The organism is Haladaptatus sp. R4 (assembly GCF_001625445.1).
Classification (GTDB): domain Archaea; phylum Halobacteriota; class Halobacteria; order Halobacteriales; family Haladaptataceae; genus Haladaptatus.
Genome location: NZ_LWHG01000029.1, coordinates 126,542 through 139,767, shown reverse-complemented (window position 1 = coordinate 139,767; position 13,226 = coordinate 126,542). Strand labels below are relative to the sequence as shown.

At 55.6% G+C, this 13,226-nt stretch carries 16 protein-coding genes and 1 pseudogene; 9 read left to right on the top strand and 8 right to left on the bottom strand.

The genetic code is table 11. The features are described 5' to 3' along the window. The first annotated feature begins 253 nt into the window (after positions 1–253). Positions 254–598 carry a carboxymuconolactone decarboxylase family protein gene (locus tag A4G99_RS18370; protein ID WP_066146973.1) on the top strand — a complete coding sequence of 115 codons (345 nt, stop codon included), beginning with the start codon at positions 254–256 and terminating at the stop codon, positions 596–598. Between the two features lie 159 nt (positions 599–757). On the opposite strand, the gene A4G99_RS25300 is transcribed toward A4G99_RS18370, so the two are convergent. Continuing rightward, positions 758–943 carry a hypothetical protein gene (locus A4G99_RS25300; protein WP_150123155.1) on the bottom strand — a complete coding sequence of 62 codons (186 nt, stop codon included), beginning with the start codon at positions 941–943 and terminating at the stop codon, positions 758–760. Between the two features lie 108 nt (positions 944–1,051). Here A4G99_RS25300 and A4G99_RS18360 point away from each other — a divergent pair, with 108 nt between their 5' ends. Continuing rightward, the gene (locus tag A4G99_RS18360; RefSeq protein WP_066146969.1) at positions 1,052–1,435 is read left to right on the top strand and encodes a hypothetical protein; all 384 of its coding nucleotides are present in this window, start codon (positions 1,052–1,054) and stop codon (positions 1,433–1,435) included. Positions 1,436–2,006: 571 nt separating this feature from the next. Here A4G99_RS18360 and A4G99_RS18350 read toward each other — a convergent pair. From A4G99_RS18350 to A4G99_RS18340, 3 genes and pseudogenes are all read right to left on the bottom strand, one after another. Further along, on the bottom strand, positions 2,007–2,450 hold the full coding sequence (locus A4G99_RS18350; protein ID WP_066146964.1) for a universal stress protein: 444 nt from the start codon (positions 2,448–2,450) through the stop codon (positions 2,007–2,009). Between the two features lie 97 nt (positions 2,451–2,547). Further along, positions 2,548–3,702: a cobalamin-independent methionine synthase II family protein gene (locus A4G99_RS18345; RefSeq protein ID WP_066146962.1), complete on the bottom strand. Its 1,155-nt coding sequence runs from the start codon at positions 3,700–3,702 to the stop codon at positions 2,548–2,550. Between the two features lie 86 nt (positions 3,703–3,788). After that, a pseudogene (locus A4G99_RS18340) lies at positions 3,789–5,206 on the bottom strand (amidohydrolase). Between the two features lie 197 nt (positions 5,207–5,403). Here A4G99_RS18340 and epsC point away from each other — a divergent pair. Then, on the top strand, positions 5,404–5,970 hold the full coding sequence (gene epsC / locus A4G99_RS18335) for a serine O-acetyltransferase EpsC (protein ID WP_066146961.1): 567 nt from the start codon (positions 5,404–5,406) through the stop codon (positions 5,968–5,970). Between the two features lie 85 nt (positions 5,971–6,055). Here epsC and A4G99_RS18330 read toward each other — a convergent pair whose 3' ends face one another. Continuing rightward, positions 6,056–7,003: an oxaloacetate decarboxylase gene (locus A4G99_RS18330; protein ID WP_066146959.1), complete on the bottom strand. Its 948-nt coding sequence runs from the start codon at positions 7,001–7,003 to the stop codon at positions 6,056–6,058. A 68-nt stretch (positions 7,004–7,071) separates the two neighbouring features. Between A4G99_RS18330 and A4G99_RS28890 the strand changes: the two genes are divergently transcribed. Together A4G99_RS28890 and A4G99_RS18325 are read left to right on the top strand one after the other, a co-directional pair. Beyond that, positions 7,072–7,206, top strand: coding sequence for a hypothetical protein (locus A4G99_RS28890; RefSeq protein ID WP_255359125.1), 135 nt, complete (start codon positions 7,072–7,074; stop codon positions 7,204–7,206). 501 nt (positions 7,207–7,707) lie between these two features. Continuing rightward, entirely contained in the window at positions 7,708–8,178 is a 471-nt protein-coding gene (locus A4G99_RS18325; RefSeq protein WP_066146957.1) for an HTH domain-containing protein, read from the top strand. Between the two features lie 94 nt (positions 8,179–8,272). Here A4G99_RS18325 and A4G99_RS18320 read toward each other — a convergent pair whose 3' ends face one another. Both A4G99_RS18320 and A4G99_RS18315 read right to left on the bottom strand, forming a co-directional pair. After that, on the bottom strand, positions 8,273–9,082 hold the full coding sequence (locus A4G99_RS18320) for an alpha/beta fold hydrolase (RefSeq protein ID WP_066146955.1): 810 nt from the start codon (positions 9,080–9,082) through the stop codon (positions 8,273–8,275). A gap of 140 nt (positions 9,083–9,222) precedes the next feature. Next, positions 9,223–9,849: a MaoC family dehydratase gene (locus tag A4G99_RS18315; RefSeq protein ID WP_066146953.1), complete on the bottom strand. Its 627-nt coding sequence runs from the start codon at positions 9,847–9,849 to the stop codon at positions 9,223–9,225. 209 nt (positions 9,850–10,058) lie between these two features. Between A4G99_RS18315 and A4G99_RS18310 the strand changes: the two genes are divergently transcribed. From A4G99_RS18310 to phaC, 4 genes are read left to right on the top strand one after another with little or no spacing between them, the layout of a single operon-like run. Next, positions 10,059–10,379: an AbrB/MazE/SpoVT family DNA-binding domain-containing protein gene (locus A4G99_RS18310; protein ID WP_066146951.1), complete on the top strand. Its 321-nt coding sequence runs from the start codon at positions 10,059–10,061 to the stop codon at positions 10,377–10,379. Continuing rightward, the gene (locus A4G99_RS18305; protein WP_150123154.1) at positions 10,372–10,839 is read left to right on the top strand and encodes a hypothetical protein; all 468 of its coding nucleotides are present in this window, start codon (positions 10,372–10,374) and stop codon (positions 10,837–10,839) included. The genes A4G99_RS18310 and A4G99_RS18305 overlap by 8 nt, the downstream gene beginning before the upstream one ends. Before the next feature lie 44 nt (positions 10,840–10,883). Next, positions 10,884–11,420, top strand: a complete 537-nt coding sequence (locus A4G99_RS18300) for a poly(R)-hydroxyalkanoic acid synthase subunit PhaE (RefSeq protein WP_066146948.1) — start codon at positions 10,884–10,886, stop codon at positions 11,418–11,420. Then, on the top strand, positions 11,417–12,688 hold the full coding sequence (gene phaC, locus A4G99_RS18295; protein ID WP_066146947.1) for a class III poly(R)-hydroxyalkanoic acid synthase subunit PhaC: 1,272 nt from the start codon (positions 11,417–11,419) through the stop codon (positions 12,686–12,688). Before A4G99_RS18300 ends, phaC begins: the two co-directional genes overlap by 4 nt. Positions 12,689–12,731: 43 nt before the next feature. Here phaC and A4G99_RS18290 read toward each other — a convergent pair whose 3' ends face one another. Next, positions 12,732–13,154, bottom strand: coding sequence for a universal stress protein (locus A4G99_RS18290; RefSeq protein ID WP_066146945.1), 423 nt, complete (start codon positions 13,152–13,154; stop codon positions 12,732–12,734). Between the last annotated feature and the right edge of the window lie 72 nt (positions 13,155–13,226).

Below are 13,226 nucleotides of genomic sequence, written 5' to 3'. Positions count from 1 at the left end.
TATACGATGTCTGTCCGAGATATGTATCTATGGGATAGTATGAGTGGGTATTTCTCACACAGTATCGAAGACGTCCTCTAAATCGAGCAGTGGACCAAATAACGGAACTTTGCCATGATTCGTTCTGCAGTCAGCAACAGTTCGACACGATGTCGAGATGATCGTCTCTGGATGCGAAAGAAAATGGCATAAATCTGCGGTCCACGGGGACAGGACCCGTAAAGACATGAAGGCCGGCGACGATTGAATTTTCATGACACGATCTGAAGAGTTGGCAGAGTTCAAAGAATCGCTCGGGGAACTGATCGAAGAGGCACCCGAACTCGAACAGTTCGTCGGGTTCGTCGAGTCCTCGGAAGCGACGTCCGTTATCGACCACAAGACCAAGGAGTTGATGTCGCTCGCCATCGGCGTCGTCACCCGCTGTGATCATTGCATCCTCTGGCACACCGACGCCGCACTGGAGGCCGGTGCGACCCACGAGGAGATCGTCGAGACGCTGAAGATCGCCGTCGTCATGGGAGGTGGCCCGGCGATGACCTACGCAACCGTCGCGTACGAGACGCTTCGGGCGCTCGAAGCCGAGCGCGAGACGTAACTCGTCGATGGAACCATCGGTGCCGACGTCGGAAACCGTCGAGACGACCGCGGGGCAACTCGAAGCGCTAGCCGATGACCGTCACAAACGCGATGAGGATGACTCCCGACGCACGTACTATCCGCTCGATTGCTCTTTTCATCCATCAGCCAAAATCGTTTACCGACTCCGTGCTCTCGTCATCGCGTGGGTGCTGGGTGACTCGGCCTTGACCAGTACAACGGTCGATATCATATCGTAGGACACCGAGTCACCGTACCCTTGTGAGGGGGAAGTGGCGAACTGATAACTCTCCACGCTTCCCTCGTTCACTCCATCCTCGGCTAGTTCGACGTGTCTTCCCATCGCTGGAACCGTCGTTCTGGAGGCGAGGATATCGAAACGACACTCGTAAGCCCCGCTCTCGATGTGTCCGGATGAAGTTTATCTTGTTGGGTATCTAACCATCGCACGATGTTCCGTATGCTCCTTTCGGCAATCGGCATCGTCGAACTGTTGTCTCCGGACGTACTCATCGACCGGGCGGAGCGCCTCGCACTCGATAATCCCGACGACTGTGAACTGCGGCCATGGGTCGTTCCCGGTGCGCGGGTCGAAGGATTCGTCTTCTTGATCACCGTGTGGCGAAGCGACCGCTCGTACGCCGCGTTCAAACGGTTCCTCGGTGTTATCGGACTTCTCGCGCTGGCGTTCCCACGTGCCTACGTCGACTATGGGACCAAACTCGCGTACACCGATGCCAACAACTGTCAGTGGAAACCGTGGGTCTACTTCGGTACCCGCTTGATCGGAGCGCTGTACGTGATCATCGCCCTCGACGAACTACGGAAGGACTGATATCGAACCGGTGTCCGTGTGGTAAGTGCTACCGAGCGATCGGAGCCGATTATTCCGTCTTTCGCCAGCGCGGTGCAGAATGAAGTTTTGGGACTGCCGCACTCAGGTCCATTTGAGCGGCGCCGTAGAACTGCTCCCTGCCGACGGGAGTAGTAACGCGGATGATCGAGGTCTCACTCGTCGATCGGAAGATGGACAGTTTCCAGCGGTTCTCGTGTCCCCATTCACTGTGGAGCGTCGACTCGGAATCTCCGACGGACCGTGACCCCAACTCCCAACTCAACCGAGTCAGATGGGACAGATCGAACGGCACTACGCTCGGTAACGTCACACAACTGGAGGGATTTTTCGGAGTGTCGTGGATGGCCATACCATACTACTTCGAGACCATGATTAAAAATGTAGGTATCTGCCGCTCATCTGAAATCTCGTTCCGTCCGTCTCGTTCGGTATCGGACTTCCCGCCGGTGTGACGCGTCGAATCCGTGGTCGAGTCGGCATCGCCGCTTGGCTACCCACTTTGAAATCGGATCCGGTTACGGATACTCACGCGCTGAAATAGCCCTGACCATCAGACCACGTGAACAGGGACGTCGGAAAGGCCGAGGACGCGCTTCGTCGTCGAACCGATGAGGGGTTTGTCGGGGTCCGACCGCCCCCGCCGTCCCATCACGACCAGATCGATGTCGTTTTCGTGGACGTATTCGACTACCTCGTCCTCCGGGATTCCGGATTTTACGACGGTAACACAGTCGACGCCGCTTTTGCTGGCTCGCTTTTTTACTTCGTTTACGAACTTCTGTCCTTTTTTCTCCAGTCGCTTTCGGGTCTCCTTGATATCGCTCGGGATCGCGACGAACCCCGCGTCCCCCATGTCCATCACGTAGAGCGCGTGGACGGTCCCACCGCTATCCTTCACGAGTTCCACTGCCTGTTCCGTTGCGCGTTTCGCCGCTCTGCTCCCGTCGGTCGGCACCAAAACACGCTCGTAAACCGCCCCCTCCGTTTCGTCCATACGTACTGTCTCGACCCAACAACTAATGAATCGACGCCCATCTCTTCGCGCGGTACCGCCTTCGTTGAACGGATGGTGCTCGTTAAATGACGGCGAGTCAGCGGATGCGCTCGGTCGCGATCTCGGCACCGTCGACGAGCGCCCCTAGCTTCTCCCACGCGATCTCGGGGGAAACCATTCCGAGTCCGGCCTGCGTGCCGAAGCCACAGTCCGGCGCGGCGATCAGCGGCGTCGAATCGTCGACCGCGTCGGCGACCCGTTCGAGGCGGTCCGCAATCGTCTCGGGGTGGTCGATGATGTTCGTTTTCACGTCGACGACACCGGGAATCAACGTCCAACCGTTGGGTACCGGATGTTCGGAGAACGCACGGTACTCGTGTTGGTGGCGGGGGTTGGCCTGCTCGATACTGAGTCCGGTGATGTCGGCCTCGTATATCTCCGGTAGCATCTCGGCCAGATCCATATCGAGGTGGTGGGGTCCCTCGTAGCTTCCCCAACAGGTGTGGAGTCGGACCTGCTCTTCGGGAACGTTCGACAGCGCTTCGTTGAGCGCCTCGACGTGGAGGCGCGTGGCTCCCTTGATGTCTTCGAGGGACTCGCCCGCGTACGCCGACGTCTGACCGACGGTGAGGAGTTCGGGGGCGTCGATTTGGAGGGTCATTCCGGTCTCGACGACGAGTTCGTACTCCTCGGCCATCGCGTCCGCGGCGGCGAAGAGGAACTCCTCGTAGGAGTCGTAGTAGTCGTTGACGTGCGTGGCGGTGACGATACTGGGCGACGCGGAGGTCACGAACGTCTCCTCGAAATCGGCGTCGGTGGCCGCCAGCGCGTCGCGGAACCCTGCGAGTTCGGCCTCCGCCTCGTCCTGGCCCGTGTACTCGATGGGACCGGTGACGACGGGTTGCATCGAGAGGTCGATGACGTCCGTCTTGAACGTCTCGTCCGCGTACTCGGGGAACTCCTGCAGGTCCGCCCAGAGTTCCTGCTCACGCTTGCCCTCGATACCGCTGAGTCGGTCCGCGACGTACCAGTTGAACGAGACGCGGGACTGTTCGCCGTTGTTTGCGATGTCGATACCGACCTCGGCCTGCCGTTCAACGATGTCGCGCGTGGCGTCCGCGACGGTCGCGTCCCACTCGTCGTCATCGACGGCCTCGCCGTCCTGGCGCTTCGTGAGGAGATCGAGCAATTCCGGCGGTCGGGGAAGGCTTCCGATGTGCGTCGTGCGAATTCGGTCGTCGTTCGTGGTCATTCGATAGTCATGTGGGTAATAGAATCCAAACGAAATATAACCCACGGTAGTCACAAATTCGTTCTCACGGCACTATTCGGGTTCGATCACGGCGAGGTGATATCGAACGGCGGTTCGGTCCCCGGCGGGAGCGGCGTTTCGTAGCTCCGCTCGCCGGTTACCTCGTGGAACTCCTCGGTGGCCTCCGCTACGATGGCCGGGTTTTCGAGGAGTTCGTACGCGGTTCCGCCGAGAACCTTCGCGGCATAGACGGCTCCTTTCTTCCCGAAATCGCCGTTAGCCGCCGTCGCCTGCCACGTATGTCCCGGCGTCCCGACCGCCCACGTCGCGGCGCGGAATTGGCCGGTCGGGGTGATCCAACTCACGTCGCCGACGTCGGTTGACCCCCCGCCGACGTTCCCCTCCGCGTGTGGCGGCACCGGGACATCGTAGATGCTCGCATCGCGTATCTCGTCCGCGTACTCCTCGGGGACGTCTTCCAGACCCGCTTCGACTTGTTCGTCGGGAACGGTTCCCTTGAGATCCGCCGCGAACGCTCGGTCTTCGTCGGTGTACCCGACCTCACCCAGTTCCCGCATCGTTTCCCAGATGACGTCGCTCACCGTGCGATTGGGGAGGTAGTCCCAACAGCCGGTGACGAACTGGCGATCCACCTCCGTCTGTGTCATCATCGCCGCACCGTCGGCGATCTCGGTCATCCAGTCGCTGATGCGCTCGACTTCGGCCCTCGTCGGGGCGCGAACGTAGTACCAGACGGTCGCCTCTGCGGGCACGACGTTGGGGGCCTCGCCGCCGTTCGTGATGACGTAGTGAATACGGGCCTTCTCCGAGACGTGTTCCCGCATGTACTCCACGCCGGTGTTGAAGAGTTCGACGGCGTCGAGCGCACTCCGGCCGGATTCCGGCGACGCGGCGGCGTGGGCCGAGACCCCTTCGAACGTGAATCGAATCGAGTCCATCGCGAGCGACCGGTCGAGCGTCGGCGTACTGAGAGTCGATGGATGCCAAGTTATCGCGGCGTCGAGGTGATCGAACGCACCATCGCGGGCCATGAAGACTTTGCCCACGAGCGTCTCCTCCGCCGGACAGCCGTAGAATTCGATCGTCCCGTCGACGTCACCGCGTTCGATGGCACGCTTCACCCCGATGGCTCCACCGACCCCGGCGACCCCGAAGAGGTTGTGACCGCAACCGTGTCCCGGCCCACCGGGTTCGACGGGGTCGTGTTCCGCCTTCACCTTCTGTGAGAGGTCCGGCAGCGCGTCGTACTCCCCGAGGATACCGACCGTCGGGTCGCCGCTTCCGTACGAGGCCCGGAACGCCGTCGGCATCCCACCGAGTCCCTCCTCGACGTCGAACCCTTCTTCCTCCAATCGGTCGATGAGAACCGCGCGGATTCCTCCTCGTGGAGACCGAGTTCCGGTGTCTCCCAAATACGCTGTGCCATCGATCCCAGTCGCTCCCGTTCGCGTTCTATCGCTTCGAATACGTTCGCTCTCGCCATGCCTTCGGCTCTCGTGCCGCGAGTATGAACGTTCGGCTCCCTAGCAGGGTTCTCCGGTTTTCGGGGGTCATCACCCCACGTTCGCCCTCGCGGGTATGTTCCGTGCGATCAAGCCGTGGACAAATTCGGGAAAATAGCACGGACAAATCCAGGGAAGAAGGTCTTTTTGTGAACCGGAGCCAATACCACGTAACGCCATGATCGACAGGCTCAAAGAGGACGTCCAAACCGCGATGCGCAAGGACCCTGCGGCACGGCACCCGCTTGAGGTCGCGCTTGCGTATCCCGGTCTCCATGCGATCTGGCTGCATCGCATCGCACACGGCGTGTGGTCCGCGGACCACTTCATCATCGCCCGGTTGATTTCCCATCTCTCCCGATTTCTCACGGGCATCGAAATTCACCCGGGTGCCTCGATCGGTCGTCGGTTCTTCATCGACCACGGGGACGGCGTGGTGATCGGTGAAACCGCGGAGATCGGTGACGACGTCATGCTCTATCACGGGGTGACGCTCGGCGGTGATTCGATGGAACGCGAAAAGCGTCATCCGACCGTCGAGGACGGCGTCACGATCGGAACGGGTGCAACCGTACTCGGCCCCATCACGATCGGGAAGGAAGCGAACATCGGCGCGGGGGCCGTGGTGTTGAATTCGATTCCACCACACTGCACCGCGATCGGAAACCCCGCGGAACTCACGGGTGATTGCACACAGACGGTCCGTGAGTGGGAAGCATCACTCCGCGATACGGACGAATCCTAGCTCATCAGCGATCGTTTCCCGACACATAGATTTCGATTCCCTGCTATCCGCTTTTGGACGCCACTGATCGCTCCGAGGGCCGGATCTAGTCGGATTCGAGATCGTCGCCGAGCGAACCCTCGTACTTGTCCTGCTCCTCGTCGGGAAGATACTGCCGCTCCCACTCGATCACCTCCGGAAATCCGGCGAATTCGTGAAAACTACCGACGGGCTGGGCGTCGAAGTTCTCATCGATGCGTCTCATCGCTGCGACGGGGTCGTCGGCGAAGTCGCTGAAGTCGGAGTAGACGTTGGCGATGGTCGATAACGTCGCGGCGATGGGGAACAACACGATGTCGAATCCCCACGATTCGAGCGACGGCAGGTCGACGTACGGCGAGGTGCCGGTCTCACCGACGAAATTGTAGACGAGGGGGCCGTCGACTTCCCGGCCGACGTGTTCGAGTTCCGATTCGTCGGTGGGTCCCTCGACGAACGCGACGTCGGCACCGGCTTCGAGGAACTCGTTTGCGCGAATGATCGCTTCGTCGAGCGACCCATCGCCGGTTCCTCGCGCGTCGGTCCGGGCGATAAGAACGAAGTTCGGGGCGCGGTCGTCCCGAACGTCGGCCGCGGCCGCTATCTTCCCGACGGCTTCCTCCCGCGGGATGACCCGTCTCCCTTTCGTGTGGCCGCAGCGTTTCGGGAACGTCTGGTCTTCGAGGTGGATCGCACCGACACCAGCTTTGATATACTCCCGAACGGTCCGGACGACGTTCGTCGCGTTTCCGTAGCCGTTGTCGGCATCGGCGACGAGTGGAACGTCGATACGCTCCTGGATGTTCGTCGCGTTGCTGATCATCTCCGGCATCGTGATGAAACCAGCGTCGGGATAGCCGGTCTTCGACAGCGAAGTCCCGTATCCGGTCATGTAGATGGCGTCGAAGCCGACAGCATCCGCGACGGCGGCGGTGAGTGGATCGTGAACTCCAGGGCAGACTAGCAACCCGTCGCTATCGAGACGTTCCCGGAGCACAGCACCGTAGTCAGTCATGGACGATCACGCGGTCGACGCTGGGGAGTCGTTGGGGAATCGATGTCGGTGCCGTTCGGACGTCGCCGATGTCCTCACACAGTGTCGGAGCGGTGTTCGAGTACATCGTCGGTCAGTACGACAGCACCGTACTTTGCGTTGGCGTCGAAGCGCGTGGCGAGATGTCCGTCTTCGGCGGGAACGTACGAAAACCGTGCTGGTGAAACGACCTCTCGTTTCTAATCGCCGAAGGACTACCGGTAACTGGTAGCCTGTCGTCGACCGTGTTATTCCATTCGTTCGGACGGATGCTGTCTGATAGCAACGGTTAAGTATGATACCATGCCACATGAAATTGCGTCGTATTGGCTTACAAAAACTACGCTCAGGACGTTCACCTGTCGTCCACGCCTAAAGCAGATGTCGTCCTATCGTCTGCTTTCGTTTACTCACAATTTTCACTGCTCGTACGGGTCTCAGTAGTCGATTGCAACGAAACGACAGGACGGAGGACCTGAAGAATGATCACTGCAGCGAGGGTCGAAATGTCCAAATCACGTGCCAGTAATTGGAGGGTCACCTCACCGCGTTCACGCACAACGGGAGGTGGGAGACGGTGAGTGTGTTTCCCAGTTCGCGCCTTCCATGACACAATAGTGGTAAAAAGACTTTAGACCAAATTCAATGTAGCTTTGCTACCCACTAACAATGGGAGTGAGTCACCGATGGGTTCCGATATTACACGAGATATGCACGTAGAACTGTTCGTCCGAGTAAATCCCTCACATGGAGCAGAGCAACAAAAGCAAGCAGTTATCGACCGGCTCAGGACGCTCGAACGAAACGGAAACATAGAGAGCGTGGACGTCCATGTCTGGGGGAGAGAGTTTCGATTAGACGGCCCGCTTGAGGGAACTGACTATCACGAGTCAATCAGTAACCACGTGAACGAGTTCGAACAATGGCTCGCTGAAAACAGCGTGTCCATGGACGGGTTCTTTTCCCACCGGGACATCGATTCCAGCATTTCGGACGAGCGCTATTCAGTCATCTCACTCCCGTTTATTTGCCTTGCAGTATACCAGGATGACGAACTACGGGATCTCTACCCCCATCGTGATAGTGAGATGACCTACACGGTTCACGACTGTCTCAACCGTCTCGAAACGGAGGGTTCTCGAAGTGGGGCACGATAAATATTTTTGCTTCGGTTGCCCTTCGGTGACCCGTTTTTTGAGATGTCTATGCTTCGTTTGCAAGAAGTAGTCGAACTGTAGAAATATCCATTTGTTAAATACCGGAAATAAAATCATAGACCTTAGCATTGAACGCTCCGGAATTATCCATATTCACTAAATGTCCCGCGTTGGAGATCTCGATTTGAGAACTGTTTCGTATATTTTTCGCGATTTGGTCGTTCTGCTTGCGGACTGCATGGTGCTCGTGATCACTAGTAATCACTAGTGTCGGACTAGTTATTCGAATATCGTTTCGTAAATCACAATCGTACATCGCATCAAATATCTTCACGAATTCGTCGGAGCGTATTCGATCGACGTCACTTAGCACGTAATTCCGAGTATCTTGTTCGAGTGATATCCACTGGTGTCCCTGTGAAAGTTGGAAGAATGGAAATGAAAGTTCGAAGTACAATTGTGGTCCCAACCCATAGAGCATAAGATGTCTCTGTATCTTCGGAAACAGCAATTCTTTTTGGGCGTGTGTTAGCGGGAGCGGTGGGAACGATTGAACCGTATTCGCAAGAATAATCCCCGAAACATCGTTCGCATATCGGCTTGCATACTTTTGTGCAATCATGCCGCCAAGCGAGAGTCCACAAAGAACAGGCATTTCGACGGAAAGGTCGGTGAGCAGGCGTCGGAGATCCTCTGTAAAAAGATCGATCGAATAGGTTGATTTGGGTGAGCCACCAGTTCGACCATGACCACGAATATCGTACGTAATAACGCGATATTCGTCCTCAAATCGCTCGATTTGGTTTCCCCACATCTTTTCGCTCAACCATCCACCATGGATGAATACGAGCGGAGAACCCGTGCCGCGTTCCGTATAGTTCGTCGTCAAGCTTTTAGTTTCCATTAGTCGAATTTCCCAATTTCTGACCGAGTGCGATTATATTCCTTTGATAGCAGGACAACGGTACGAGTTACTAACGGCGGTGACCCATTTATTGACGTTTTCCAACACCTGAAGCGCTGGGTATGCGCTAATGGCCCGTATCACTTTGATTCCTGTTCTGAGTCTGGAAGCTCATCGATGAGAACCGTCGATTTCCCTTTGATAATCTCCAGGTCGTCTTCGTTGTAGACGAACGTCGAAAGTGAATATCGGTTGTCGTCGAGAATATCAATCACCTCGACCACTGCCGTTAATGTTTCACCGGGTTCGACTGGCCTGAGGAATTCGAGGTCTTGAGAGAGATAAATCGTTAGACCCGGTAGACGTGCCAATGCCGCGCTGATCAATCCTGAAACAAGCGTTCCATGGGCGATTCGTCCACCAAATCGGGTCTGCATGGCAAATTCATCGTCCAAGTGGAGCGGGTTCGTGTCCCCACTAGCTTGTGCAAAAGCACCGATATCCATGTCAGTGAGGGTCTTGGTAAACTCGACGGTATCTCCAAGGGAGATGTTGTCCGGCTCTTCGACGGAGCGCTCAAAAGACCAGGTGGGTTGTTCGCTATATTCTGGTTCGTCATCAACACTGTTTTCTCCGGTCGAGAAGCCAAAGGCAGCGAGTGAAGCTCGATTTACCTCGACGAAACTATTTAACACGTGCCCGGAAGCTTCCAGCCATGATTTGGTGATACTTCGAGTGGGGTCGAGCGAGGATTCGTTTTTGCTCATGATAAGCTATTATCCGAACTAAAGAGTACGTGGTGGAGCATATTAATAGTAATTTCGGCATTTTCAACTCGACTGTTCGATAGGGTAGAGAAATTAGAACATGAATATCGATGTGGAAGCCCACTGAAAACCACTCAATGGTTCTCCTCACCACTAAATGTCTTTCAGGGGTAGATTTTTACAGTAGGACCTCGTACTGCCGGTCGAAGATGGCGAATCAGGACGACCGAACCATGTGGCCACCCGCACTGTTTGCAAACCAAATGCAACAGGCGAGTGAGGACGTAGCAGAGCAGCAGGTAGAGATGTGGAAGCAGATGGTATCTGGAAACGCTGGCGCGAGGGATGATGAGCTCTCGAAGATCAGATCGCTCGGGAGTGAAACCGCGATTTTCAAAACTCGCGTCCAGAGCGGCGGGCGAATCAGTATCCCGGATGCCGAGCGAGAAGCGCTCGATATCGCTGAAGGGGACATCGTCCAGACGATCGTCATCCCCATGAAAAATCAGTCGGAGGAAACCCATGAATAACAACCCATTTGCCCCGATGTTCGAACTGCAGCGTCAGTCGATAGAACAAGGTCAGAAGATGATCGAACAATCTATCGAAGTCCAGAATGAGATGAACAAATCCTTTGTCAAGGCGGTTGAGAGTCAAAAATCGGCTCAAGAGAAAGGTGTTGATGCCTGGAAATCGGCCACCGAGACGTCCCTCAACGTCGCCGATGCGACGGCACCAACGGACTCGACGGCATTCACCGATATGCAAGAAACGATCGATGATCAGTTCGATGCGTTGAGCGACATCCACACCGATGTCTGGGAGTCGGTTGAGCGCAATATCGAGACCGGTGCGGAAGTCTCGGAAGACGTGAACGAAACACTTCTTTCGTTCGTTACCGATTCCGTCGAGATGGCGATGAAGACAAGCGAACAGTTCGAAGAGCAGTCCGAGACCGTCGTCGATGCGACTGACGTTGAGATTGAGTAGCCCCGCAACAACATTTTTGCCACCCTACGTCATAATAATCATCCATGACAAATTCATCCGAGAATTGGAACGAGTATATGGGAGAGATGAACGAGGCGTTCCTCGAGTCACTCGAACGGAACGTCGAAGCACAAACCGCCTTCGTCGACTCTTGGATGAACGCATTCGAGAGCCATGAATCGGACGAAATAACAAAAGACGGAATGGAAGGGTACGTTGGTGCGTATGAAGCGTGGATGAATGCCGCTCAAAAACAATTCGAGCGAATAAATGATGCACTTGAGGGCGAAGAGGTCCCCATCGATGAGTTCCGTGATATCTGGCTGAAGGCGGCCAACGATGCATTCAAGGAAGTAACGACTACCTCGGCATTTTCGTCGATGACTGGCGAATCCGTCGAGAACTCGATGGCATACAAGCAGACCGTCGACGAAGCCACTGAACAGACGCTCGGTACCTTTGGCCTTCCGACCGAAAGCGATATTCAAGAAGTCGGTGAGCGCTTACTCGAAGTAGAACGCCGCCAACACGAAATCGAACAGAAACTGGATCAAATCCTCGAAGAGATTGAGAGTGAATGAACCCCTTTACGCTCATCGCCGACATGCAGCGTCAGCAGTGGGAACAAGCAGCCGAGATCATGGAACGTGGCGCTGCTCTCCCGGAGCAGACCGAACGGATGATGGATGTCGAGGTCGGTCAGACCCCGTGCGAGGAGGTGTACTCCGAGAACAAACTCACCCTCAATCACTATGAACCAACGACGGACGAGCAACACGACGTTCCGATCCTCATCGTTTATGCGTTGATCAATAGGCCGTACATTCTAGACCTACAACCGGATCGCAGCGTGGTCAAAACGCTGCTCGACGAAGGATTCGATGTGTATCTGATCGATTGGGGCGAGCCGTCGAAGCTCGATGCACACCTCACACTTCACGACTATGTGGACCGATACATCGACAATTGCGTCGATGTCGTCCGCGAACGCTCCGGTGAGGATGCGATCAATATTCTCGGCTACTGTATGGGTGGGACGATGAGCGCGATGTATGCGTCGTTACATCCGGAGAAAGTTAGAAATCTTGGACTGATGGCTGCTGGACTGTGCTTCGATGGAGAAGGAGGTGTTCTCGAACAGTGGGGGGACGAAGAGTATTATTCTCCAGAGGCAATCACGGAGACGGTTGGGAACGTCCCTTCGGACTTCCTCGATGTCGGATTTGCGCTCATGGATCCCGTCGATAACTTCGTTACGAAGTACGTTCGTTTGTTCGATAACATCGAAAACGACGAGATGGTCGAGAATTTCGCCCGAATGGAAAAGTGGATCGGCGATGGGATCGATGTCGCTGGGGAAACGTATCGTCAATTCATAGAAGACATCTATCAGGATGACAAATTGGCGAAGAACGAACTGTATCTGGGAGATGAGCATATCGATTTGGACAATATCGATATGCCTGTTCTTCAGATCGTCGGGGAGTATGATCATCTGATCCCTCCAGAAGCCAGCAAGCCGTTCAATACTGTAATCGCGAGTGAGGATACCTCTATCATCGAATTCCCAACAGGACATATCGGCCTGTCCGTTTCATCTAGCTCGCATACAAAACTGTGGCCCGAAGTCAGTGAGTGGTATGCGGAGCGGTCAGTAACTCGGACTGATCTCGAGGACGTTCCCGGGATCGGTTCGGCATATACTGAACGATTGCAGCATGCCGGTATCGACAGCCTGACGAAGCTCGCTAACGCCGATGTAAATCGCCTTGCAGAAGAAACCGATGTTTCGGAAGCAACCGTGCGTAAGTGGGTCGATGAGGCGGCTCAAATAGAGGCGTCCGAGTAACCTCATTTCGGAAAGTCGATTGAAGAGATATCCGATTTCGGGCTTAAACGGTGAAAACAGGAACTCCCGAGGATCTGATCACTCGTTCTGTGGTGCTTCCAACGTGGGGAGATCCGTGTGCTGAAATACCGTGTTTTCCCATCACGATCAAGTCGATATTATTCCCACTCGCGTACTTTACGATTTCCTGATGCGGAACTCCTCTGAGACATTCGGCTGTCGTTTCCAAATCTCTCTTATTGGCGTTCGAAGCGACCTGTTCGAGTAACTCGTTCCCGTTCGTTTCGATTTGTTCGAGAAACAGTTCTTCACTACTCATGGCTGGTGTCTCTCCATAGACTCCTTCATCGACGACAAATAGTATGTGAAGCTTCGAATCGTATTTCTCGGACAGATCGATCGCGTGTTCCACTCCCCGTTTTGCTCCTTTGCTTCCATCAGTGGGCACGAGTATGCTTTCGTACATCGCTGTATTCTCTATCAGCTCGATTGCACTTCAATTGGTGGGTACTCTTGAGAATGAGGGCACTATTATTGC

What these genes read in the sequence shown, in the direction of transcription:
- A4G99_RS18315 (WP_066146953.1), bottom strand. Translation starts at nt 9,849, where the DNA reads ATGAGCAAAAACGAATCCTCGCTCGACCCCACTCGAAGTATCACCAAA.
- phaC (WP_066146947.1), top strand. Translation starts at nt 11,417, where the DNA reads ATGAACCCCTTTACGCTCATCGCCGACATGCAGCGTCAGCAGTGGGAA.
- A4G99_RS18290 (WP_066146945.1), bottom strand. Translation starts at nt 13,154, where the DNA reads ATGTACGAAAGCATACTCGTGCCCACTGATGGAAGCAAAGGAGCAAAA.
- A4G99_RS18370 (WP_066146973.1), top strand. Translation starts at nt 254, where the DNA reads ATGACACGATCTGAAGAGTTGGCAGAGTTCAAAGAATCGCTCGGGGAA.
- A4G99_RS18305 (WP_150123154.1), top strand. Translation starts at nt 10,372, where the DNA reads ATGAATAACAACCCATTTGCCCCGATGTTCGAACTGCAGCGTCAGTCG.
- A4G99_RS18360 (WP_066146969.1), top strand. Translation starts at nt 1,052, where the DNA reads ATGTTCCGTATGCTCCTTTCGGCAATCGGCATCGTCGAACTGTTGTCT.
- A4G99_RS25300 (WP_150123155.1), bottom strand. Translation starts at nt 943, where the DNA reads ATGGGAAGACACGTCGAACTAGCCGAGGATGGAGTGAACGAGGGAAGC.
- A4G99_RS18300 (WP_066146948.1), top strand. Translation starts at nt 10,884, where the DNA reads ATGACAAATTCATCCGAGAATTGGAACGAGTATATGGGAGAGATGAAC.
- A4G99_RS18350 (WP_066146964.1), bottom strand. Translation starts at nt 2,450, where the DNA reads ATGGACGAAACGGAGGGGGCGGTTTACGAGCGTGTTTTGGTGCCGACC.
- A4G99_RS18325 (WP_066146957.1), top strand. Translation starts at nt 7,708, where the DNA reads ATGGGTTCCGATATTACACGAGATATGCACGTAGAACTGTTCGTCCGA.
- A4G99_RS18320 (WP_066146955.1), bottom strand. Translation starts at nt 9,082, where the DNA reads ATGGAAACTAAAAGCTTGACGACGAACTATACGGAACGCGGCACGGGT.
- A4G99_RS28890 (WP_255359125.1), top strand. Translation starts at nt 7,072, where the DNA reads ATGTCCTCACACAGTGTCGGAGCGGTGTTCGAGTACATCGTCGGTCAG.
- A4G99_RS18310 (WP_066146951.1), top strand. Translation starts at nt 10,059, where the DNA reads ATGGCGAATCAGGACGACCGAACCATGTGGCCACCCGCACTGTTTGCA.
- A4G99_RS18330 (WP_066146959.1), bottom strand. Translation starts at nt 7,003, where the DNA reads ATGACTGACTACGGTGCTGTGCTCCGGGAACGTCTCGATAGCGACGGG.
- epsC (WP_066146961.1), top strand. Translation starts at nt 5,404, where the DNA reads ATGATCGACAGGCTCAAAGAGGACGTCCAAACCGCGATGCGCAAGGAC.
- A4G99_RS18345 (WP_066146962.1), bottom strand. Translation starts at nt 3,702, where the DNA reads ATGACCACGAACGACGACCGAATTCGCACGACGCACATCGGAAGCCTT.